Annotated in this window: 17 protein-coding genes; 5 read left to right on the forward strand and 12 right to left on the reverse strand. The window is 39.5% G+C overall.

The features are described 5' to 3' along the window. Positions 1-1,138: 1,138 nt before the first annotated feature. Genes FEE42_RS05980 through FEE42_RS12855 form a run of 4 tightly spaced genes read right to left on the reverse strand, consistent with a single transcriptional unit; the run spans position 1,139 to position 5,516 of the window. On the reverse strand, positions 1,139-2,386 hold the full coding sequence (locus FEE42_RS05980) for a sigma-54-dependent transcriptional regulator (protein WP_237184486.1): 1,248 nt from the start codon (positions 2,384-2,386) through the stop codon (positions 1,139-1,141). Then, positions 2,383-4,302, reverse strand: coding sequence for an ATP-binding protein (locus FEE42_RS05985; RefSeq protein ID WP_164027921.1), 1,920 nt, complete (start codon positions 4,300-4,302; stop codon positions 2,383-2,385). The genes FEE42_RS05980 and FEE42_RS05985 overlap by 4 nt, the downstream gene beginning before the upstream one ends. Then, on the reverse strand, positions 4,299-5,069 hold the full coding sequence (locus FEE42_RS12850) for an ABC transporter substrate-binding protein (RefSeq protein ID WP_257792974.1): 771 nt from the start codon (positions 5,067-5,069) through the stop codon (positions 4,299-4,301). Before FEE42_RS12850 ends, FEE42_RS05985 begins: the two co-directional genes overlap by 4 nt. Positions 5,070-5,084: 15 nt before the next feature. Beyond that, a complete protein-coding gene (locus FEE42_RS12855) occupies positions 5,085-5,516 on the reverse strand; it encodes a type 2 periplasmic-binding domain-containing protein (RefSeq protein ID WP_237184488.1) in 432 nt (143 codons plus the stop codon). A gap of 287 nt (positions 5,517-5,803) precedes the next feature. Between FEE42_RS12855 and FEE42_RS05995 the strand changes: the two genes are divergently transcribed. The 3 genes from FEE42_RS05995 (at position 5,804) to FEE42_RS06005 (ending at position 13,351) form a co-directional block, all read left to right on the forward strand. Further along, positions 5,804-7,150 (forward strand): MFS transporter, encoded by a 1,347-nt coding sequence (locus FEE42_RS05995; RefSeq protein ID WP_164027922.1) that lies wholly within the window; start codon positions 5,804-5,806, stop codon positions 7,148-7,150. A 328-nt stretch (positions 7,151-7,478) separates the two neighbouring features. Further along, a complete protein-coding gene (locus FEE42_RS06000) occupies positions 7,479-8,627 on the forward strand; it encodes an esterase-like activity of phytase family protein (RefSeq protein ID WP_164027923.1) in 1,149 nt (382 codons plus the stop codon). A gap of 455 nt (positions 8,628-9,082) precedes the next feature. Next, complete coding sequence (locus FEE42_RS06005; RefSeq protein WP_164027924.1) at positions 9,083-13,351, forward strand: two-partner secretion domain-containing protein; 4,269 nt, start codon at positions 9,083-9,085, stop codon at positions 13,349-13,351. A gap of 586 nt (positions 13,352-13,937) precedes the next feature. Here FEE42_RS06005 and FEE42_RS06010 read toward each other — a convergent pair. Then, positions 13,938-15,575 carry a ShlB/FhaC/HecB family hemolysin secretion/activation protein gene (locus FEE42_RS06010; protein ID WP_164027925.1) on the reverse strand — a complete coding sequence of 546 codons (1,638 nt, stop codon included), beginning with the start codon at positions 15,573-15,575 and terminating at the stop codon, positions 13,938-13,940. A 128-nt stretch (positions 15,576-15,703) separates the two neighbouring features. On the opposite strand from FEE42_RS06010, the gene metH reads away from it, so the two are divergent. Beyond that, the gene (metH, locus tag FEE42_RS06015) at positions 15,704-19,390 is read left to right on the forward strand and encodes a methionine synthase (RefSeq protein WP_164027926.1); all 3,687 of its coding nucleotides are present in this window, start codon (positions 15,704-15,706) and stop codon (positions 19,388-19,390) included. A gap of 61 nt (positions 19,391-19,451) precedes the next feature. Here the strand turns inward: metH and FEE42_RS06020 are convergent, their stop codons facing one another. The 4 genes from FEE42_RS06020 to FEE42_RS06035 form a co-directional block, all read right to left on the reverse strand. Continuing rightward, positions 19,452-20,126, reverse strand: a complete 675-nt coding sequence (locus tag FEE42_RS06020) for an HpaII family restriction endonuclease (RefSeq protein ID WP_164027927.1) — start codon at positions 20,124-20,126, stop codon at positions 19,452-19,454. A gap of 1 nt (position 20,127) precedes the next feature. Beyond that, the gene (locus tag FEE42_RS06025; protein ID WP_164027928.1) at positions 20,128-20,895 is read right to left on the reverse strand and encodes an HNH endonuclease; all 768 of its coding nucleotides are present in this window, start codon (positions 20,893-20,895) and stop codon (positions 20,128-20,130) included. 86 nt (positions 20,896-20,981) lie between these two features. After that, entirely contained in the window at positions 20,982-21,203 is a 222-nt protein-coding gene (vsr, locus tag FEE42_RS06030; RefSeq protein ID WP_237184489.1) for a DNA mismatch endonuclease Vsr, read from the reverse strand. Between the two features lie 430 nt (positions 21,204-21,633). After that, the gene (locus FEE42_RS06035; protein ID WP_164027929.1) at positions 21,634-21,864 is read right to left on the reverse strand and encodes a hypothetical protein; all 231 of its coding nucleotides are present in this window, start codon (positions 21,862-21,864) and stop codon (positions 21,634-21,636) included. A 329-nt stretch (positions 21,865-22,193) separates the two neighbouring features. On the opposite strand from FEE42_RS06035, the gene FEE42_RS06040 reads away from it, so the two are divergent. Beyond that, positions 22,194-22,658, forward strand: coding sequence for a hypothetical protein (locus tag FEE42_RS06040; protein WP_164027930.1), 465 nt, complete (start codon positions 22,194-22,196; stop codon positions 22,656-22,658). A gap of 69 nt (positions 22,659-22,727) precedes the next feature. Here FEE42_RS06040 and FEE42_RS06045 read toward each other — a convergent pair whose 3' ends face one another. Genes FEE42_RS06045 through FEE42_RS06055 form a run of 3 tightly spaced genes read right to left on the reverse strand, consistent with a single transcriptional unit; the run spans position 22,728 to position 25,053 of the window. Further along, entirely contained in the window at positions 22,728-23,465 is a 738-nt protein-coding gene (locus FEE42_RS06045; protein WP_164027931.1) for an ABC transporter ATP-binding protein, read from the reverse strand. Between the two features lie 13 nt (positions 23,466-23,478). Further along, a complete protein-coding gene (locus FEE42_RS06050) occupies positions 23,479-24,450 on the reverse strand; it encodes a FecCD family ABC transporter permease (RefSeq protein WP_164027932.1) in 972 nt (323 codons plus the stop codon). A gap of 27 nt (positions 24,451-24,477) precedes the next feature. Beyond that, the gene (locus FEE42_RS06055; RefSeq protein ID WP_059365879.1) at positions 24,478-25,053 is read right to left on the reverse strand and encodes a L,D-transpeptidase family protein; all 576 of its coding nucleotides are present in this window, start codon (positions 25,051-25,053) and stop codon (positions 24,478-24,480) included. Positions 25,054-25,055: the final 2 nt, after the last annotated feature.

Genomic DNA, 25,055 nt, shown 5'->3' on the forward strand with positions numbered 1-25,055 from the left:
TTTTCCAAAGCAGTATTTATGTTTTCCTAAATCTAAGTAAATACCTTGGTTCACTACTTCATCTTTTTCAGAATTCACTTCAAATCCTTAACTCATTAAAATTTCATAATAAGTACGATTAATAAATTTAACTTCATATTATTTTCAATTTCCCCTTTATCATCAGTAATATCTTTGCTAATTTATTTTCTATCAGCATATATCGTATAGGTTCCCACTAATGGTCCTATTGAATTAGGCGATAAGAAAAAGTGAATCTGCATTATAGGAAAATTTATCGTATGATTTTCCATTTCAGAACACGTAACGTTTTCCACTAGCTGCATTTTACTTGCAAAGTCCCTCCTCAATATACACATTCCCCACCAACTCCATCCCCTCTCAGTTAATGATTATTAAACCACTCTGCCCACTGATTCTTACTGTTTCATAACCTTACAAATCAAATTGTTCAAAAAATCTGCTCAAACAACTAGCCAATATACCAGATGCCGTTTACACTACTTCGGTGTTGAGATCATTACCAACGTGGTGATGGTGTCACCATGGACATTCACATATCAGTTTATAGCCTTGAGTATGTTGCTTTATTCCACTTTAGTAATGTGATTGCATCCAATATTTTGGATTTGGTCTCGACTGATAGTGCGGGCTTGGGGGACGGTTTCGTTATAACTAACTTATTCGGCACGGTCATTGCCCTAAAAGTGAGGATCACCTATTTACCATCAATACCGAAAACAGAATATTCGGGTCAAAACTTAATAACATCAATTCTAATTTAAACGATTCGTAAAACCCTTAAGTTAAATGAAAACTAACTACATCAAAATTGTATTGAGGGTATAACAGTAGCCAGATTGACTTGTCATAAACGTCCTTATTTAAGGCGTATAAAATAGCATCAATATAATTCGGCTTTATATATTTCTAAATAGAACAATCGACAGAGAAAACTTCGAGGAAATATTATCTAACCTAATATACTATTCATGTTGCCTCTAAACACTAAATATTTCTATAAGACTTCCAGGCATTTTACTATACCAAAGTGACTTGGTTGGTACACGATACCAGATATATTTATTATCACATTGCTACTTTGTACTACGCTCAACCACTCTCACCTATAAAAAAGTTAAAACAACTCTTTATAATCCGCTTTATTCAAGGCATATTTTTTCATTCGTAAATACAATTTCTTACGGGGAATTTGTAGATAATTTGCCGCGTCATTAATTCTCCCTTGAAAGCGATCCAATACCTCTATAATGATCTGCTTTTCATACTCATCAATAAGATTATCAAGCGATAGTTCGCTTTGCTCCTGCATCAACGAAAAACGATCATTTTGCACGGTAACGCCAACGGCATAAAGCTCTGCAGTGTGAACTAATTGAGTGATATTACCTAGCCACTGTTGAGAAATCAGCTGCTTAATAAAATTTTCACTCACAAGTGGTTTCTTCTTATTTAATTTTTTACAAGTTTGGGCTAAATAATGGCGAAAAATCGGCTCAATGTCAGAGGTTCGACGGGAAAGTGGCAAACATTCTATTTGAGTTAAATTAAATGCATAAAAAAGCTCCGGCAAAAGAGCGAATTTCGTTAATAATTGGTACGGTGAATATTGACTAATACCAATAAAACGAAAATGCTGTTGCTGAATTGATAATGCCAGTCTTTTCTGTGCCGCTTGTGAGAGATATTCAATATTTTTAAGTTGTAATAAACCCTGCTTGGCTTGATCAAGGTGAGGCTGTAATTCTTCAATATCACAGGGGGCAAGTAATTCTAGGCTATGTTGAGGCGAAAAACGGTCTGTAGAAAAACGGATGAGATGTTGGGCCGCTAAGGTTCGCCCCGTGCCAATTTCACCAAAAATAAAAATCGGTAACGAAGTTTCTCCAAGTTGTTGTAAACGTTGGCGAAACTGTTTAATCCAATGGCTCTGTCCGATAAAACGGGTTTCCAGTGCTTCTTGTTGAGCATTTTTAATTGCTAATTGGTGTTGTCGTTGACTCAGCGCTTGCTCAAGCTGTATCAATAATTTTTCCGGTTTGATGGGTTTTTCAATAAAATAAAACGCCCCTTTTTGCATGGCTTCGATAGCCATTGGCACATCTCCGTGTCCGGTAATTAAAATCACCGGTAGGTGTTTATCCCTTTGATGTAAACGGCTCAAAAGTTCCCAACCGGACAGTTGCGGCATATAAATATCACTCACCACTACCCCTTTCCAGTTTTCAGGTATGATCTCCAGTGCCTGCAACGGGTTATTGATCGCTTTAATTCGATATCCCTCTGCACTTAATAATGATTGGTAGGCGTTTAATACATCATTATCGTCATCAACCAGTAACACCGTTTCTTGAGCTAACATCATTTTTCTTCCTCACTATGATGTGAAAATTCTAAAATAACAACCGCACTTTTAGAAAAAGCAGAGGCAATCGCCAATTTCCCCCCAAATTGTTGCATAATACGTTGGCAAATCGTTAAACCTAACCCTAATCCGACACTTTTAGTGGTGAAAAAAGGTTGTAATAATTTATCAGCATTATCCGTTTGCCAACCGTCTCCATTGTCTTCAATAAAAACACAAATTTTATTTTGATAACAAACTACATCAACTTGAATAATCGGTGTGGTTTGACCTGCTTCTAAGGCATTTGAAAGAATATTAACGAAAACCTGTTCCAACAAAATTGGATTTACAAGCAAATGAACATCCCGTTTTATCTGTAATTCGGCATTAAGAGGCTTATGACGGAGCTCCAATAAATTCCACGCTTCAGTCAAACTTTGTTTAAGAGAAACAACTTGATAAGGTGTCGATGAAATTTCATTTTTAGCAAATTGGCGTAATGCTTTAATAATATTAGCGATTCGCTCTGTTAATTTTTCTATCTTTTCAACATCAAGGTAATTTTGTTGATCTTGTCGTTGTTCAAGACGTTTTTTTAGCGTGAAAAGATAAATTGATATTGCATTCAAAGGTTGATTAATTTCATGAGCAAGTGTTGTCATTGTTTGCCCGACGATTGCCATTTTGGCAGCTTGAATCAATTCATTTTGGGTTTCCTGTAAATCTTGTTCAATTTTTTCCCGCTCTTGCAAAATTTGAATATGATTATTTAATAACAAACTGATTTCTGTCAGCTCATCTTTGCCATTAATATTGAGCGCTTGCTTTGTTCTACCCTGATTAAGATTTTCAATAGCATAAATGAGTTGTGAAAAACGTTGGCTTAAACGTCGCTTAACATAATATTGGTTAAATAAAGCAATTAGAACCAGAAAAATAAGCAATGAAGAAATAATAAGTACGCCACTTATTTGAGTTTGTATTTTTAAATTCTCATTTAGTCGGCTAAAACTTTCTCTGGTTTTATTTAATTCTTGCTTTATCATTTGTTGAGTTTTTGCAACGATATCATTTTTCTGAGATTGGATATTTTTTAATTCAGTTTGATAATGAGTGATTTCTTGAATAAGACTATCTAATTCATGATGAGATTCAATCATTTGATATAAATCATTAAACATCTGCTGCAACGGCACAATACTTGGGTTCTTGATTGTATAAGAAGAACCTTGGGTTAATGCTGTAATTAACTGTTTTAAATAAGCATAATCCTGCAAAATGGTGGTTTGATTGGGCTGTAAATTATATAAAAACTGCACTAACTCGGTTCTGATTTGCTCTTTTTTATCCGCTAATTGATACAAATACAGTAATTCGTTTTCTGAATTCGCTTGCTTTTGCTCATTTGATAAAGAAGAATACTTCAAAAAATAATTATTCTGCCAGTTTAATTCTTTAATTTGAGAAATAATTTCATTATTAAAATCATCATTTAACCATTGAATCTTCGTTAATAATGCTTGTTTTCGCTGTAAAATTAAAAAATTATTGGATAAATTGTTATCAATCCGATTCGTTAGTTGAATTAAATCATTTAAGTACCGTTTAATCGTTGATTTTTCTGTTTGTTCAAATAACAAAGAAGATAATATTTCAATTTCATTTAGCTGATGCTTAATGTTTTTAAACATAACTTGACGGTTTAAATTATTTTGTGAATAGTAAAAACGCTCTAAGTCATTAAAAAACACATTAAACTTATCTTCCAATTTTAAGGCTGTATTGGTTTTCGGGAAATAATCTTCAATAATATAATTCACTTGTCGATATTGAATATACCAAGCAGATAAACTCACAATACCAATAAACAAGGTCAAAATTAATCCGATCATTGAGGCTCTTTTCAAATGTTGGGTTATTTTTCCCTGTTTCATTTTATGTCCTCTAATTGTGCAAGTACCGCATTAATCTGTTGTTGAAAAAAGTCCGTCCATTGCTTCTCTTGCTCCAACAAAAAATATCGGTCATTTTTGATTTTTTCTAAATAAATAGGATCTATCGCTTGCTGTTCACTCACCGGAACTAAAGTTAATTGATGGCGAAGTGCGGTCAATTTGCGAGCTTTTTTTTGCTCTTGTTGATAAATTAACGCCCACACATCTTTCAACTGATTGAGACGAAATGTGATTGCATTATCAAATAATTTCTCAATTAAATGTTGTCTTAATAACAAAATATCGTAATCAATCGGTGTCTGCGCCAACAACTTTTGCTGTTGTTTGTATTGCAGGCTACTCGGCGCAGAAGGTTTAAGTGGAAATTTTGCAATATTTGGAGAAGTAACAACCTCCTGCCCTTCCGCACTTAACAAAAATTGAATAAATTCAAGAGCCTGTTTCGGATTTTGGTTATTTTTATATACGGCAATAAACGCCGGTGAAGCAATAGAATGAGGAAAATAAACAAAACCAAAATCAGGATCATTATTTAGATTATTCGCATAGCTATCAATACTAATGCCGGCGGTTGCTAAGCCTAGTTTAATTTTTTCTGCCACATTAAAACTACGGGAAGAAATCAAGGATAGATTACCTGATAGCGTTAAAATTTCTTGCCATCCGCTACCCCACCCTTTTTGTTGTAAAAGCATTTCCAACATAATGTGGGTGCTGCCCGAGCGAGAAGGAGAACTGATTAGCAAACTATTAAAATAAGCCTAATCAGAGAGACTGTTCCAATCAGTAGGCTCGGCTAAATGGCGTTGTTTAAGTAAATTTCGGTTGAATAAAATGCCGTAACCGGAAAAAGCAATCGCCGTTGTCGTTGATTTTAGTTGAGAGGGTACAAGTGCATTTTGATAAGTTTTCGGCAATTCCAACAATAATCCCTTTTCCTGTAAATCTTGAAACAGAAAAGGAGAAGAACTCAACACTAAATCGACTTTTTCTATATCCGGTTGGACTAATAAACGCTTAAGTGAATTTGATGTTCGATTAATCAAACGGACTTCTTGGTTGGGAAAACTATTTTGCCATTGTTTAATGATATGTTCGGTCGTTTCCGGAGAAAAAGTCGTCGCTATCACAATTTCATTGGCTAATAACAACGGACTAATCCAAGACAGCAAAATAAAAAGTAAAAATTTCATCACACAGTTCGTCTCTATTTTGTGATCTAAATCACAAATTTTAAATTTTCTTTTTTCTAATTATTTTTCATTATGGCGTGAAATTAACTCAATTTCGATAGCCAACAAATCACTTTCTTCAGCTTAATAAGTTATGGGTCATTTTTGACACGGAAAAAATAAAAGATCAGTCATTTTTGTACATTTTTCACTGATTTTACCCATCGTTTTAATCAGGCTAACATACCAAATAATTACTACAAAGTAAGAAACATTCTTTTTTCATCATTTAAATAAGAGGAATTTCTATGCTTTCTTTTTTAGCATCTAAACCGGGTAACCCCATTCCCGACAGTGAAATCAGAGAACGTTACAACCATCTGAGATGGCACGCATTGTTTGGGATTTTTATAGGCTATGCCGCCTACTATATTTTACGCAATAATTTTTTACTTTCGTCACCAGAACTAATCAGTGAATTTGGCTTTAGCAAAAAAGATATTGGTTTTATTTCCGGCACAATGCTGATTGTGTACGGATTAAGTAAAGGATTTATGTCTGCTTTTGCCGACAAATCCAATCCAAAACATTTTATGATTTTCGGCTTAATGATGTCAGCAGTCGTAAACCTAATGATGGGATTTAGTGCATCATTTTGGGTATTCTTATTTTTATGTATTTTGAATGGTATTTTTCAAGGAATGGGAGCCGGGCCTGCTTATGTTGTACTAGCCAGTTGGTTCCCTCGAAAGTCCCGTGGTGTTACAACGGCAGCATTCAATATTTCCCATAATGTGGGAGGTGGCTTGGTTGCACCGATAGCGGGTGCAAGTATTGCCTGGTTAGGGCAGGAACATTGGCAAGCGGCACATTTTATCGTGCCGACAGCTATTGCTACTGTGGTTGCCATTATTTTCTATATTTTCGGCACGGGTCGAACCTATAACGAAGGTTTACCGCCTACTAGTAAAATTCTGGGTACAGAACAAGAAGAATTGGTTGTCACCAAAGAAGAAAATGTCAATTTAACCACATGGGAAATTTTTAGAGATTATATCGTTAAAGACATTAACGTTTGGTTTGTTTCTTTTATTGATGTATTCACCTATATGATCCGTTTCGGGGTATTAACTTGGCTTCCTCTGTATTTACTGGAAACTAAAGGCTTTTCTAAGGGGCAAATGGCAACCGCTTTTGCTATCTTTGAATGGGCTGCCATCCCCTCTACCCTGTTAGCAGGTTGGTTGACGGATACCTACTTTAAAGGTCGCCGTATGCCATTAGCAATCATAACACTGGTTGGGGTCGGTATAGCGATGTTTGCGTACTGGGGAGGGCAAGATTTGCTCACCGTTACTATCGGTGCAGGTGTTATCGGGTGCTTAATCTATGTACCAATGTTCCTTTCTTCTTTGCAAACCATTGAACTTGTGCCTTCATTTGCTGCGGGTTCCGCAACGGGTTTAAGAGGATTACTCAGCTATATTCTCGGAAGTTTCTCCGGAACGGCATTGTTTGGTATTCTCGCCGAACGTTTTGGCTGGAATGCAGGCTTTTATTTACTTCTGTTTGCAGTATGCGGTTGTATTTTTTGCTGTTATATGACCCACCTAGGTGTATTACGTTTAGAAAGAAGAAATAATAAGGCTAAATAATTCAATAATTAGCCATCAACAATCGTGATACAACACTAATTTATAAAAGATCCCCAAAAGATAACTTTCAGGGATCATCTTAATCCTCCCTCCATGGTTAGCACTGAGAATTCACCAAAAACTCAAGGAATTTTGACCGCACTTTTACAAGTACATGACTTGATATGACAACTGTTAAAACAGAAAAGAGCGGTCAAATTCCACTAAATTTTTACAAACTTATGGAAAAAGGCTTACGAGTGAAGTATGAGTAAAAGCAATGTCATCTTTTTGACATCAAAGAACAATAAAATACCGCCGATAATCGCTAAATCCATTGGGGAAAAATATGAAAAAATTGGCTTTATTTGTTTTTATACCGAGTATCGCGATGGCGCATACTTACAGTAGTTCATCATTTCATGAAGCGCTCAGTACAATAATCACGCCCGAAAAAACATTAAACTTATCGGTCGGAATCGGAAGCGGGGCATTTCATCGCCGGAGCGATCCAGCCGATGTTTTTTATACGGTGACGGATCGAGGACCTAATATTGATTGTGGCGATAGCCCTAAAATTTTAGGCTTATCATATTGTGCTAAAGGTAAAGTTTTTCCTGTTCCTAATTTTGCCCCCACTATTTACCGCCTACAACTGTCTGAAAATAACCAATCTTCCGCAAAGATTTTAGATAAAATACCGCTCAGAACACAATCAGGAAAACTTGCCTCGGGTATATCCAATCCGAATACCGAAACGGCGTATGATATTAATAAAAACTTACTCAAGGATGAGGTAAACGGTTTTGATACCGAAGCATTAGTTGTCACACAAAGTGGCGAATTTTACCTTGCCGATGAATATGGTCCGAGTATTATTTACGCGGATCAAAACGGAGTGATTAAGAATCGTTTTGTACCTAAGGGGGTGAAATCTGAATTAAACGGCGCAGATTATACCGTAACAGAGAACTTACCGGCAGAATTGAGAAACCGCCAACTTAACAGAGGTTTTGAAGCCCTAGCCTTAAGCGAAGATGAAAAAACACTCTTTTTTATGCTACAAAGTCCTTATGATCCCGAAAAACGAACCGTCACACTATATTCTATGGATATTCAATCTCAAACCATTAACGGACAATGGCTATATGAATTGGATACCCCAGATACTTTTATCAAAGATAATGCTAAAAAAGCACGTATTCAAAATGATGTAAAAATAAGCGAAATAGCCACCATCGGTGATAATGAACTGATCGTTTTAGAACGGATTAGTAAAACGACTAAATTTTACAAAATTAAACTTAAACCTAACACAACTGAAAAAGCCGTAAATAAAGAATTAATAGTCAACACAGATGATTTAGACAAGTTTCCAACTAAAATCGAAGGATTAGCGATTATTTCACCTCAAGAATGGATTTTAGTTAATGACAATGATTTTGGTATTGATGGGGATAAAATACGCATTATTCGCTTATCGTTACAAAATAGGTAACAAATTTTCCTCACATCACCTAATTAATAATGCCTTTATTTCACTGTATCCGCCGTATAATTCAACTGATGAACGACATTGATCTATGTTCCCCTTTCACTCTAGAATCAAATAAATTTAAATTCGTGTGCCGTGTAGCGGATAGCCGGCTTTTTCTCGATCAAATGTATTTTCTTAAACTATCTTATTATTTTGATTCAGTGCCAAAGGCAATAGAATTCGAATTTAATTACATTAAATTTTGTGATACTCATCACAAAATTTACATTTTTATTGAAACATGTCACCAAATTTTAATGTGGAGGTGATATAACATACGCGGTGTACCAAATGATGGTTTGGTTTTGTTAAAAATAGGCACAATCACATCATAAATTGTCGTGATTTAGCTTCCGGTGGCAAATATCACTAATAGTGTTTGTCGATTCAAGTTCCCCTTATTTTTTGGATATATTATGAAGAAAATGTCTCCTTCCAAAATTACAATTGCATTATCTCTATGCTATGTAACTCCGTTCAGCTACGCTGATATTCAATCCGCTAATGGTAATACTCAAGTTGCCCGTCAACAAGGTGTGGAAATTATTAATATTGCTACGCCAAGTCAGTCGGGGCTGTCACATAACCAATATAATAAATATAACGTAGATAAAGCGGGTGCAGTTTTAAATAATGCTCAGCAAAATGCTCAAACCCAGTTAGCCGGTCAGGTTTCTGCCAACCCAAATTTAAGAGGGCAAGCGGCAACGGTTATTCTTAATGAAGTGGTGAGCCGTAATCCTTCACATATTGCCGGTAAACAGGAAATTGCAGGGCAAAAAGCGGACTATGTATTAGCTAACCCGAACGGTATCAGTGTTGATGGCGGTGGTTTTATTAATACACCAAGAGCATCATTAGTCGTTGGTAAAGCAACGGTTGAAAGCGGTAAATTAACCGGCTATCAAGTGGATGGCGAAAATCGTTTAACCACTCAAGGTGAAATATCTGGTGCATCAAATATTGATTTAATTGCTCCAACAGTGAATATTTCCGGCAAAATTCAGGCTAAAGACGGTAGTGTTAATATTTTACAAGGTCGTAATAAAATTGAACGTGCGGATGATGGTCAATTAACCGTTAGTGTACTACCACAGCAAGAAAAAGTATTAGACGGCACAGTCGCAGGTAGTATTCAAGCGGGGCGAATTCGTATCCATTCAACAGACGAGCGTGCTAGTTTAGAGGTTACCGGTAGCAACTTAACCGCGAAGCAAGTGACAGTAACTGGCGGTAATGTGAAATTAAATGGGAAGATGGTTAACAATACTGCTTCTTCCTCTAAAAATATTAGTGATAAGGATCGGCTTGTAGGTAAAGGTAAATTACGTAAAGACACTCAACAGTTTGATAAAACCTATGTGAATGCGGATTCTGCGACTGTGGTTGCGTCTAATCACTTGACATTAGAGGGTGCAGATATTCAAGCTAAAGATGTAGTATTAGTCGGTGGAAAAACCCATTTAGGCACGGTAAAAACGAAAGAAAGAACTATATCATCTGAAGATCGTGCAAAAGGAAATGCAAAAATATCCGAAAGTTCATTTGGTACGACTGAAAAGGCTCACAGCACAAAAATTGTATCGGATAATCTTAAACTCATTGCAACAAATGGAAAATTAACAGGTGATGCGTCTAAGATTAATGCTCAAAATCTTGTTTTACACGGTGAAAAAGGGATTACGTTCCAAGGAGTAACAGAACAGAGCTACTATGCTGATTCTTCAACCTTTAAAAATATTTCGTCTAAACGTAAGACCGGTAAAAGTTCACAATCTGCAGCTACTCAGAATTATGTGGCAAGCGAATTGAATGTGAAAGATAATTTGATTATTTCAAGTGGGGCAGATATTCAATTTGCAGGAACAATTGGACGTATTGATGGTGATGTGGTTGTTGCAAATAATGGGGAACTTCAGTTCAAGTCAGAGGAAGTTAAAAATAGTCATAATGTTGATGATAAAGAAAAATACTGGGGAGGTTTAGCAGGCTCGAAAACCTTGGTTTCTACCCGTAATGATAGAGAGCAGCACGGAGCGGATTTTACTGTACAAGGGACAATTTTAGCTGATGCTAAGAAAGGAGTGAATATTTCAGGTAGCCGGGTCATTGCAGGTAAAGATGCGTTAGTTAAAGCGAATGAAGGGAGCCTGCAATTAGATTCTGTAGAAAACTTCAGCTCTTATCAAGAACAAGGTCGTATAGGGACAATTTTCAATATTACGAAAGAGCGTACTAAGGGCTATAAGGTTGTTTCTACCCAACAGGGGGCAGTTTTACGTTCTCAGTCCAATTTGAAATTAGTTACCGATAAAAATGTAGATATTATTGGTAGTCGCATACAAGCTGGTGCCGTACTTGATATTGTTGCCGGTGGCGATATTAATATTCAAGGCAGCCGAGACTATTTATCCCAAAATCATACCCAATCAGGTATTGGGTTTACCACTAAAGTGGAAAAACCAACATTATCGCTGGATAAAGAAGGCGTTGTAAAATCTTCCGTTGATCTTCTTGTCAATGTGATTGAGGGTAAGGTTAAACGTGATGAGTTCGCTAAAAATTTAGTGAGTAATGTCAAAGACAATTTGAAGTTTAAAGGCGAAGCTAGCGCCACTCTCGGTTTTTATAAACATAATAAATCATTGATGGAAGGTACGTATACCGCATCGTCAGTGAGCGGTGGTGAAACCAATTTAGCCGCTAATAATGTAAATATAGCGGGGAGTAAAGTGTCTGCAACAAAGACCGATTTGAATATCAATGCAAACAATGTCAATACGCAGGCACAGCATAATTCTGCGACTTCTACGAAGAAAAATACGGATGTAGGGATTACTAATACGGTAACCGTAACCGAAAGCGGTATTACAAATAAACTCTCATTAGGAATCCAACATTCACAAGCCAATAGTTCAACAACTTCCGCACAAGGCAGTCAATTATCTGCTGCTAATAATCTGAATATCAATGCAAATCAAGCCATTAACCATAACGGTTCACAGCTTAATGCCGGACAGAATATAGCTGAAAACGCACAAAATGTGAGTCATAAATCGGAAAAAAATACAGAAAACAGCTATAAGAAAAATGTTGATATTGGCTTAACCTTAACGACCTCCCTTGATAAAAACAAAGTTGTAAGTGGTAGCCTTGTATTGGGAGCTTCGGGTGGTCGTGAGCAAAGCTCTGCGACAAATGCTCAAAGTACGACTATAACTGCAGGTAAAAATGTAAACGTGAATGCCAATCAACTAACTGATATAGGGACACAATATCAAGGTGGTGGCGATGTAAATCTCAACTCACAGTTGCACAATATTCAATCGGCTCAAAACACCAAGCAGAATGATAAATTAAATGCGGGGGTTACTATTGGGGTTAGTGCCAGTACAAAAGATTTTGCAAGTGCAAATGTTGGGGTAAATGCAGGCATTCATTTCCAAAAAGATCAGAGCAATTCAACAACAGCTCATAAAGCAAATGTACAGGGGGATAATGTTAATATCACCACAGGGACATTAAACAGCCAGGGGGATATTTCGGCAACACACAATGTGAATATCAATGCTGATCAAGCAAACTTTACTCAATCGCAAAATACTAGTAGCCATAAAGGAGGGGGTTTTACCCTTAATGTTGGTGTTGGTGCGATTGTCGTTCCAGCTGCTGGTGCAGCAGTACCATCTGTCGATGTAAATTTCACGGCTAATGGGCATAAAGGTAAGCGTACAGATGCTGTCTCGCATAATGTTCAAAGTGGCAACAATGTGGGTATTCACGGTAAAGAGGGTGTGAATTTACAAGGAACAAATGTTGTGGCAGGCAATAATGTATCGATCACTGGCGAAATCGTCAACGTACAGCCAGGTAAAAGCCAAGTACAGGATCTCAATGTAAGTGTTGGTGGCGGAGTAAGCGTCGGTGCAAATACCTCTAGTCTTGGCATTAACGGCAATGTGAACGTACAACACGAAAACAGTACCACTCATCAAGGTGTGTCGATCAACGGTCAAAACGTGAACATTCAAGCTAATAATGGTGTGAATTTAACCGGTGTAAGCTCAAACAGCACCGACCTTAACCTCAATAGTGGCAAAGGTGATGTGATCTTAAATGCGGCGAAAAACAATGTGAACAAAACTGGAGTGGATGTCGGTTTATCACTGAGTGGCGGCATTAGTGAGAATAAATGGACGCCGGCAGAAGGCTCGGGAAAATTAAATGTTGATGTGGTGCGTAATGAAACTCACACGACAACTGATTTGAATGTTCAAAATGCCACAATCTCCGGTAATAATGCCCATTTTAACGGCAGTAGCATTAATGCGGAAAATATGAATAACAATCTTACAGGTAGCATTACCACTACTCCGGTTACTGATAAAATCAATGAAACCAGCGTTCATCTTTCTGCGAACGGTAGTGGTAAATTTACTCCATATCCGGCGGATAAATGGACTGAAAGTGTTAAGAAGGATTGGGATAACGGCACAATCGCAGGCGTGAAAGCCGATGTGAATGTGAAAGTAGATTCCACCAAAACCGAAACGATAAAACAAGGCGGGATTAATCCGGAGAAACCTCAAGTAGTCAAAGACAAGGTGGTGAAAACCAATGTTGTTTTAACCACCAAAAAGAAAGAACAGCTTCTCAATATGATGAAAGCCAGAAGACGCAGATAATCATTATTTTCTAAAGAACGAAAATTGGCTAAGGAAACTTAGCCAATTTTTTTGTTTTGATCATGGGGCTTTTCATTTACTGGCTTATTTAACCTCTGTACAGAGCTATTGCTTGCTTTTAAGGAATATGTTTCATATTAATTTGAGTACCAGAAATGCGCTAAGATTCGTGGTTAGCCACGGTTTTTATACCGACAGATTTAGCGACGCACAGGAAAGTGCGGTCAAAATTTCGGAAGAAATTTATCGCTCATTATTAACTAGGATTGGAAAGAAAATAAATTACTACGGAAAGTAATAGTTAGCAGGCGAATTGAATAGAGAGCTGACTTAGCGCAACTAAAAACCGTGCGGCTAAAGCTTATCACTACGAAAACTAACGGTCTTAAAGAGCAATAGCCGGTCGGTTAAAGCGACATGATTAAACGACTTCAAGAAAAATGCCTTAATCGGTGAAGTGATAACGCTATTCCCTACTGAACATGAGTCAAATAGGGAACGGGTTCACTTATTAAGAATCAATGATTTTTTAGACCGCACTTTTCGTCAGAATAAAAGGTCGGCTCGCCAACCTTTTTACAACTGCTTAGAAAATATAGCTGATATTTGCATTAACACTACGCTCTTGCTGAATTTTATCTGCTTGAAACAGCCGTCCAGTCGCCCATTCCAGTTGCATTTGCCAATGTGGGTGAGTAGCTTTGATACCGACGGCATATCCGAAGGCTTTTTGGCTTTTCGCATCGCTGGCAGTGGTTTTTTGTATGCCGAAATCCACACCAAGGTAAGGTTCCAGTTGCCATTGATTGTATCGGTATAGCCACCCTATGTTATTTTGTAACACGAGATTTTTTTCCGCAGATTGAAAAAGATCATTAAAGCCCCGCACGGAATATCGCCCTAATAGATCCGCTTGTTTAATGGCAGGTAAATAATTTTTACTGTATTGTCCGATTAGGCGTGCGGATTGGTGAATAATTTGCGATTTTACTTGGTGATAATAGTGGAGCTGTAAATCCGAACGCCATAGGTTGAATTGCCCTTCAGGTTGATCCCGTCCTTGACTTGGCGTGGCATTCCACCATTTTAATCCCCGTTCGTAACTAAAATCAGCAATTAATGAACCGTTCGGAAAGAGTTGTAGATGATTGATACCAAATTGGGCTGTCGTCAGCGTTGGGCTTTGTAATAGAATCAGACTGTCTTGAAAATAACTTCTGTTTTTGCTTCGCTCAAGTTGGACGTAGAGAGAAGAGATAGAATTTGAATCCCGTTGGAACGTGTAATCTGTGCGGAACGCAATTTGCCAGTTTTTTCCGTTTTGTTGTGCTTTAAGATATTGTAACGGTACATCGGATTTAAAGGACGAAAAAGAACCAAAACTGCTGAATGTCCAATAGCCGTAAGGGATGGTATGAAAAAATGAGAGGGAGCGGCTGTAATTTCGATGAAACGATTTTAAGGTGTGGGCGGCATTCACATAGAGGGTATCGGATAAACCGAGCGGACTATCGAATTGAACCCCTGTTTTTGCCTGCCAACGTCCCGCACGTTGAGAGGCGAAATTATCCAACCCGATAAATCCACTAATGCGGGATTTTTCCTCATTAACAAAAGCGAGTTCGATTTCCCCATTTGTTGCCGGCAACACATCAACCGTCACTTTACTCCCCGGCATTTTATTGGCTTGATCAAGGGCTTGGTCTAAATCTTTAATATTAAGCGCCTGCCCCTCTACATTGGGTAATAAGGTCGAAAAATTTAATCGCTTGCTGTCGCCTGATATTTTACTCACCCGCCCTTCCGTTACTCGCATGGTGAGCGTTCCGCTGTGGTCGTTCTCAAATCGGAATGGATTGTAAATATAGCCTTTTTGTAAATAGGCAGCGGTGATGTCTTGGCTGAGCTGATTTAATCTCACTTCGTTTAAACATTCGTTCGGCTTTGGTGCAAACGTCGTTGGATCAATCAAGGTGAAACCGACAAAGCGCACACGCTCATAAGGCAAGCAAACTTGGGATAAATCGGAAACGGTTTCCTCTTTTTGTTTGGGTTGATATTGGTGTTGTTCTACCCAACGTTGCTGCTGCGCCTGTTGTAATTCTTCATTTCGGTTTTTGTTTTGCTGTTGAAAGCGGTTAAATTCAGTCGCTGAGGAAGTTATTACGTTGTTTGCCAAAGCGAACAAAGGACTGCAAAAGATAAGGTGGATAAGATATTTCATACGAGATCCTAAAATAAACTAAGCGTCTAATCATACTCTATATTTTGCTAGAGATAAAATTTGACAGCATTGTGACATCTTTCTATTATTTTTCTATTCCTCACCCTATTCATAAATAACGAGATAATATGTCAGAAAAAACAACCGCACTTTTAAAAACCGCCCTCGCCCAACGCATTTTAATTTTAGATGGTGCAATGGGAACGATGATCCAAAAATATAAGCTGACCGAAGCCGATTTCCGAGGCGAGCGTTTTGCCGATAGTCCGATTGATTTGCGTGGCAATAATGATTTACTGACCCTTACCCAGCCTTTACTGATTTCCGCCATTCACGAAAAATACCTTGAGGCAGGCGCAGATATTATTGAGACCAATACTTTCAGTGCGACCACCATTGCCCAAGCCGATTACGATCTGCAAGCGGTCGCTTATGAGCTGAATGTTGCAGGAGCGAGATTGGCGCGCCTTGCCGCTGATAAATATAGCACCCCCGAAAAGCCGCGCTTTGTGGCAGGGATTTTAGGCCCGACCAACCGCACTGCCTCGATTTCTCCCGATGTGAACGATCCCGGTTTTCGTAATATTACCTTTATGCAGCTTGTTGAAGCCTACGCCGAGGCAGCACGAGGGCTGATCGAAGGTGGAGCGGATATTATTATGATCGAAACCATTTTCGACACTTTGAATGCGAAAGCGGCTGCCTTTGCTATTGACACCGTGTTTGAAGAACTGGGCGTTGAGTTGCCGATTATGATTTCCGGCACGATCACCGATGCGTCGGGACGAACATTGTCAGGGCAGACGACCGAAGCGTTTTATAACTCCCTCCGCCACGTTAAGCCGATCAGTTTTGGCTTGAACTGTGCGCTCGGCCCGAAAGAGCTGCGTCAATATATGGAGCAACTGCCGAAAATTTGCGAATGTTATGTGTCGGCACACCCGAACGCTGGCTTGCCGAATGCCTTTGGCGGTTACGATTTGGGGGCGGCTGAAATGGCGGCACAACTCAAAGAGTGGGCGCAAAACGGCTTTCTCAATATTGTCGGCGGCTGTTGCGGCACAACACCGGAGCATATCAAAGCCTTTGCAGAGGCAATGGCGGGGGTAAAACCTCGTCCACTTCCCGCCATTAAAACCGCAATGCGTTTGTCGGGCTTAGAACCGCTGACGATTGATGATGAAAGTCTCTTTGTGAATGTCGGCGAGCGGAACAATGTTACCGGTTCGGCAAAATTCAAACGCTTGATTAAAGAAGAAAAATTTGCAGAAGCGATTGAAATTGCGATCGATCAAGTGGAAAACGGGGCGCAGGTGATTGACGTGAATATGGACGAGGCATTGCTCGACAGCCAAAAATGTATGACCCGTTTTCTCAACATTATGGCGACCGAACCGGAAGCGGCAAAAGTGCCGGTGATGATCGACTCGTCAAAATGGGAAGTGATTGAAGCAGGCTTGCAGTCTATTCAAGGCAAAGGGATTGTGAACTCCATCTCGCTCAAAGAGGGCGAGGAAAAATTTATCCGACAAGCCAAATTAGTCCGCCGTTACGGTGCGGCTGTGGTGGTGATGGCGTTTGATGAGGTCGGGCAGGCGGATACGGAAGAACGCAAGGTCGAAATTTGTAGCCGTGCTTATCGGATCTTGGTCGATCAAGTCGGTTTTCCGCCGGAAGATATTATTTTCGACCCGAATATTTTTGCGATTGGCACGGGGATTGAGGAACACAACAACTACGGCGTGGATTTCATCAATGCGACGGGGCGGATTAAGCAAACCTTGCCGCACGCCAAGATTTCCGGCGGTGTGTCGAACGTATCGTTCTCGTTTCGGGGCAATAATCCGATGCGGGAAGCCATTCACGCCGTGTTCCTCTATCACGCCATTAAGCAGGGAATGGATATGGGGATTGTCAATGCGGGGCAGTTGGCGATTTATGATGATCTTGATCCGGAACTGCGTGAAGTGGTGGAAGATGCGGTGTTAAACCGCCGCTCTGATGCAACCGAACGTTTGTTGGATATTGCAGAAAAATACCGCAATCAGACCGCTTGCAACGAGGATAACAGCGTGGCGGAATGGCGGACGTGGGCGGTGGAAGAACGCTTAAAACACGCCTTGGTGAAAGGGATCACCAATTTTATTATTGAAGATACCGAAGAAGCCCGCCAGCAGTTCAGCTCACCACTGGAGGTGATTGAAGGACCGCTAATGGCTGGAATGGACGTGGTGGGCGATCTGTTCGGGGACGGCAAAATGTTCCTGCCGCAAGTGGTGAAATCCGCTCGGGTAATGAAGCAGTCGGTCGCCTATTTAGAGCCGTTTATCAATGCGACCAAACAAAAAGGCTCAAGCAGCGGCAAAGTAGTGATTGCGACCGTGAAAGGTGATGTTCACGACATCGGCAAAAATATCGTGAGCGTGGTGTTGCAATGTAACAATTTTGAGGTAATTGATCTTGGCGTGATGGTACCGGCGGATAAAATCATTCAAACGGCGATTGACGAAAAAGCGGATATTATCGGCTTGAGCGGCTTAATTACCCCGTCCCTTGATGAAATGGAGTATTTTTTGGGCGAAATGAACCGTCTTAACCTCAATATTCCAGTGATTATCGGCGGGGCGACCACCTCCAAAGAACATACGGCAATTAAACTTTACCCGAAATATCAACACGAAGTGATTTACACCACCAATGCCTCCCGTGCCGTAACCGTGTGTGCTGCCTTGATGAACCCTGACACCAAAGCGGAATTGTGGGCGAGAACGAAAAAAGAGTACGAGCAAATTCAACAGGCGTTTGCCAATAAAAAAGCCCCTCGCAAGCAGTTACCGATTGAGGAGGCACGGGCAAACTGTTTTGACGGGTTCAGTGGCAAATGGGCGGATTATCAAGTCCCCGTACCAAATCAAACAGGCATTATCGAATATAAAAATGTGCCGATTGCCACGCTGCGAAAATTTATCGACTGGTCGCCATTCTTCCGCTTATGGGGCTTGATGGGCGGTTATCCCGATGCCTTTGATTACCCTGAAGGCGGCGAAGAAGCCCGCAAAGTCTATAATGATGCGCAGAAAGTGCTGGACGAACTTGAACAAAACCGCAAACTCAACCCAAGCGGTGTAATGGGGATTTTCCCTGCTAACGGCGTAGGCGATGATATTGAAATCTACCAAAATGCTGACCGCACTTTAGTCGCAGGCAAAGCCTACCATCTCCGCCAACAAAGCGAACGAGGCAAAAACAGCAAAAGCCCGTACAACCTCTGTTTGAGCGATTTTATCGCCGACAAAGCGAGTGGAAAACAAGATTGGTTCGGAATGTTCGCCGTCTGCGCAGGCATTGAAGAACACGATTTAGTCGAAGGTTACAAAGCGGCAGGGGACGACTATAACGCTATTCTCCTGCAAGCGGTCGGCGACCGCCTCGCCGAAGCAATGGCGGAATATCTGCATTTTGAGCTACGCACCAAAGTGTGGGGATATAGCAAAGAAACCTTTGAAAACGACCGCTTGATCCGAGAAGATTACATCGGCATCCGCCCCGCCCCCGGATACCCAAGCTGCCCGGAACACACTGAAAAACAGATTATCTGGGATTTGCTTGAAGTGGAACAACGCATCGGAATGAAACTCTCCGAAAGCTACGCAATGTGGCCCGCTGCCTCGGTTTGCGGCTGGTATTTCACCCACCCTGCTTCCAATTACTTCACATTAGGCAGAATTGATGAAGATCAGGCAGTGGATTATGCCAAACGCAAAGGGTGGAGTGAAAGAGAAATGGTGAAGTGGTTAGGGGTGGCGATGAAGTAGGAGGTGAAGTTGCAGACTAAAGGGATGTAATATAGTGGCGGGTTTTAACCCGCCTATTCTATTATTGAAATCTGATTTGAAAATTCAGTTTAAAGAAAAATTCTCCGTTTTTCTCATATATTTCACCGAACTTATTTCGGCCGGCACTTGGTGTATCAAATTTAGTATTATAAAAAAGATAGTTATCAAATTCATTTCTACTATAGATATGATAGCAAACAATTTCACCGTCTTCTTTCACAACAAGATAACCGCCTGTTGCATCATATATACCTTGCCATACTTGTGTCGGTTGCATTCCTAACGCAACGATATTCAGGAAATGTTTAACTTTATAAATATAAAATTTATGATGGAACTCTTTATCATATTGTATTGGGTTAGCATCACATGTTTTAGCTACAATATCGCTTACGTTAGTCGCCAACCCTGAAAAATAAATTTTCAACATTTTTGATATTATTTCAGGAAAGTAACTATCAACCATCACTAAATTATTTTTGAAAACAGGCTTATCAACACTTTCAAATTCCAGGTCATAACCATACTCTAAAATTTTTTGAACACGTCTTTTCACATCAGAACTACCACGAACGTTCATTAGGCTATTTATTTCAGCTGTTCTTTTATTATCCCAGTTAGGGATTTTAAAAGTGAAATTTGTGCTTTGACTTGCGTTAAATAATTTAGTACTTTTTTTATTATTTATACCATTAGTAATCCATACTTTTGTCATACTATTCTTTAAAGATATTTTTACGATGAAAATCTAAAAATCCCAATTCTGGGCTTAGCCTATCAGGTAAAGCAATAACCTTATTTTCATAAGGAATAAAGAATTGTAGAGCTTCTTTTGAACAGGTTAGATGAGAAGATAGAATTAGCCTAAATTCATCATCAAATGTAATAAATCCTCGATCAAAAGCCTTATCGTGCAAGTTATTTAGACAAAGTCCATTCCTAGGATTTAGACGGTTACCCAAATCATCTTTCCATGGTTTTATATGACTTGCGACCAATAATTCTGGAATATCAATTCCCGTAATGCAACATTTATTATTGTATGCAGCCAAAACACTTTGCCGAAAGAAATTTTGGTTTGTTCTCACGCTAACTTGTGTAACTCGTTCTTTACCTTCGGGAAAAGTATAGATCGGTTCATCTTGTATGTCCGGTACTTTTTGCAAATATTGAATAACTTTCTCGAAATCTAGCACAAGTTTATCCCATTTTCCTAGATAGGTGTTCCATACTTCCTCATCTAGTTTACTTCCGTTGGATAACCCTGTGATATTCTGCATTCTCAGTGTTGGATCTAAGCGACCGATATTTCCTATTTTCATACCTAATGCAGATGGTGTGCGATTTAATAATTGACCATATTCTTGGATTATAGGATTTGATTTGCTAACTCGCTGAAATGGAATAGTAAAATAAAGATATAATGCAACAATTGTTTCTTCAAATGTCCAATTTTTACGTATTTTTTGCTGTGAGTTATTCATAAATGCATCTCTATTTTTATAAATCAATATAGGGAATAACACTAACTAATCAAAGGTGCTTTTTTTCCAAAAAAACGGAGAATTTTCTAACCGCTCTTTAATAGCATTTCCGTCATTTCCCTGTCTCTTGCAATATTTCGTTCAATTTTGGCAATCCAAAAGGCTTGATTGCTTTTTATATCGTTTTTACGAATTTCCCAATCTTTTCCGTGCCAAAATTCACCATCAACAAATACGACAACCTTGTATTTTTTAAAGCTAAAATCAGGCTTTCCGAAGATGTTTTTGTCATTTTTCCTATAACGCAATCCCAAGCTCTACAAGGCTTGATCCAATAATACTCCGGGTTTTGTACCTTTATTTTTACTTGCCTGCATACATTTTCGGCGCTGTTCGGGGGGGTAATTTATCCATACAACAAATCTGAGTGTTTAGGAATGCTGTAAATTCTACCATATAGAAAAGCGATAAAGAACGGTAGAATGTCAAACTGTAAATTTTTATACAGAAATACACCAAGTGGTCAATTCCTCTAAAAAATTTGCAAGCCCTTCTCAAGGCCTACGCTTGTAAGTCATGTATTTTACGATCCCCATCGAAAAATCTCTCGTTTCTATTCGACATTTACCCCACAAGCAGTTACATTTACCTAAAATGTTTCACTACGGAAAAACAGAATGACTAAAGAGCCTTTTGAAGAATATATCCGCCATATTGAAGCGGATAAAAAGAAAAGAGCTATGTTTGGCTGACGGCAATCAGGCTATAAGCGGTTAAATTTATCCAAAATTTTGTAAGGAATAACTTATGACTAAACTTATTCACAACAGCACCGCTGAATTTCTGATTTTCACCAACCAAACTGGCGATTAAAGTATTGAAGTGCGGTATGAAGATAACGAAATTTGGCTGACGCAAAAATGTATTGCTGAGCTTTTTGGTGTGAATGTGCGTACGGTAAATGAACATTTGAAAAATATCTTTGATGGCGAAGAATTAAACGAGATTTCAGTTATCCGGAATTTCCGGATAACTGACACCGATGGCAAAAACTACAACACTAAACACTACAATCTTGATGTGGTGATTTCCGTAGGGTACCCCAAATTAACCTATATTGTTTTGTTTTATAAGTGTTTACGAAAAATTATAGTGACAAAATTGGAATTTATTTCCAATTTGTAAAACTTTCCTATAATAAATAGGAAACCATATTCAAATCATCTATTTTCTCAAACTTGCACTCTATCCGATTTCCGCTATCATACTCCACCTGATTTTCTATTTATTGTTTAACGATGAACAAACTTAAACGACTTTTCCTTTTGGCTACGCTCTTCGCTCTCTTTGCCTACATGACACAACCGCCGAAGAAGCCTGTTAAAACCCGTTTCTTAAAAGAAAACATCACCCAAGCGGAACTCAATAATCCTACAGCTTATAAACTCTATTACTATATTTGTCAAAATATCGAAACTCAATCTACTTCTTATTTAACAACCTATTTCCCGCTTTCAAGAGAGAGCCGTTTGAAAGAGAATTTTGGGATTTATTTTCAATTAGATGGGGGCAAGGCAGTGCCGTTTGATCATATTGAGAACCGAGCGTTAAATACACGCGGTTCGAGATTTGAGGTCATTTACCGTTCCTATCAGCCGATTGAGGGGAGCATTGTGGATTTAGTCGCACGCCAAAATCGTTCGACGTATTATAAAAACCATCAAGGCACGCAGGTGCACTGGTTGAGTTGTAAAGAAAGTTAGCGATTGTGTGGTTGGTTTTCTAAATTGAAAATCAACTTCCAACTTTCCTAAACATCCAAGCAGTTAGCATTAGCTTTCCAACTTCTCTACACGCAATATCTCTTTTCTCTCTAAATCAAATTCGGCACGTACGCCAAGGGTTTTTGCAAGATTTTCCGCATTTAACACCGCTTGCGTTTCACCGCTGGCAAGTATTTTTCCTTTATCAAGCAAAATCACTTCATCGCAAAATTTATATGCCAGTGGTAAATGATGAATTGCCACCACGCACGTCTGTTTGGGCGTGAGGGATTTAAGCTGTTCCATAATGTCGAGCTGATAATAAGGATCGAGCGAAGCGATTGGCTCGTCAGCAAGCAGTAATGGGGCATTTTTAATACAGCAACGTGCAAGTTGTACACGGGCTTTTTCACCGCCTGAAAGTTGCTGAAAGGGTTTATCCAATAAGGCGGAAACAGAAAATCTGTCTGAAATCGACCGCACTTTTTCCTGCTCATACTTGGGCTTGAGCGGGAAAGGCAAACCTAACGCAATCACGTCATAGGCGGATAAGTCCCATTGAATAGCGGTATTTTGTGCCAGATATGCCAACTGCTCGCTTTTTTGGCGGGCGGTCATTTCGCTTAATTTGCAAGCATTTAGCCAAATCTGACCGCTTACAAAGGGTAAGATCCCTGCAATACTTTTCAACAGCGTGGATTTTCCCGCCCCATTTGCCCCCATTATACCGACCAATTTTCCTTTGGATATATGGCAACTGACGTCGGTTAAAGCATAAGCTAGGGTTAAATTGTCGATTTTAATCATTGCGTTACTCCGTTTAGCCGGCGAGTTTGCGTTGTTGAGTCAGTAAAATCCAGATCAGGCAAGGGGCGCCGATAATAGCGGTGAGCGTGCCGATATAGATATGGGAGAAGAGCGGGAGGTATAACACGCATAAGTCAGCGATCAATAACAATAATGCCCCGATTAACGCACTGGTCAAATAGAGTTGGGACGGACGTTTTTTGAGTAATATTCGGGCTAAATGGGGGGCGATTAAACCGATAAAGCCAATTGTGCCGGTTTGCGGAATGGTTGCCCCGACCAATAATGCTACGCCGAGTGCGGTGATGAAAAAGCTCCGTTTCGGGTTGATCCCCATTGTCGCGGCGGTTTCTTCGCCAAAGGTGAGTAAATCGACATAACGGCGTTGCTGAAAAATGCAAAGCATACCGAGTAACATAATCGGTAACGACCACAATAGAGTCTCCCTTTTTGCCCAAACCAGCGAGCCTTGTAACCAGCGATAGAGTTCCGCCAATGCCCAAGGGCTTTGTGCGTTGGAAAGTAGTAGCGCGATGGCCGCCCCCAATAACATATTGACTGCCACACCGCTTAAAATCATCACTGTTGAGCCCTGTTTGCGGGCGATCATATAAACCAGCATAAAGCTGGCTAATGCGCCCAATACGCCCCCCATCAGCAATAGCACGGCGGGAAGAGAAAAATAGTAGAGTAGAAAAACGCTGGTGGTGGTTGCCCCGTTGGCACTGCCGAGTAAACCGGGGCTGGCAAGGGGATTTTGGAAAATGCCCTGCATTGCATTGCCGGCTAGGGCTAAACTTGCCCCTGTCAGCACAGCCAATAAAATGCGGGGGAGACGAATATCCCATATCACTAATGAACGCATATCGCTGATAATACCGTCCGCGTTGCGTAATGCGCTAAAATGATGAAGTTGGTAATTGAGAGCCAACACCACAATCAATATTAAAAGTATAAACAATAATAGGTTAAGATATTTTTTCATTTAAAGTGCGGTCATTTTAATTTACGTTTATGGGCGAATATCAATTTCAGCATTGTGTATCACGGCATTAAATAGTTCATCAATTTCCTCATTAGTTACGGCAATACAGCCATCGGTCCAATCTTTGCGTAAATGTTGGCGACCAATATCAAAGGATTTATTGGGTAATCCGTGAATTTTTATTAATCCGCCGGGCGATTTTCCTTGAGATTGGGCATAGGCTTTATCGGTAGAATTGGGGTATGAAATGCCTAAATTTTTGTGATAATGACTATTGGCATTACGTTCGTTAATACGATAAACCCCCTCCGGTGTTTTTTTATCCCCTTCAAATTGCTTATGTCCCACCGGTGATTTACCGAGAGAAATCGGGTAAATTTTCACAAGTTTATCTTGATGATATGCCCACATTTGCCGTTCACTTTTCATCACAACTAATCGGGTAATCGGCGTATTTTCGGGTAATGGTTGCGTATTTAAAACCTGTGGATTGGCTTCTTTTTCGCCTTTTAAAATACTGTCGGGCATTGATTTTAGCATTAAAAAAGCCACACCACCAATAATCACAACAAATAACAGTACAATGGATATTATTTTCTTCATTT

Origin of the sequence: Rodentibacter caecimuris (genome assembly GCF_010587025.1) — a bacterium.
Classification (GTDB): domain Bacteria; phylum Pseudomonadota; class Gammaproteobacteria; order Enterobacterales; family Pasteurellaceae; genus Rodentibacter; species Rodentibacter caecimuris.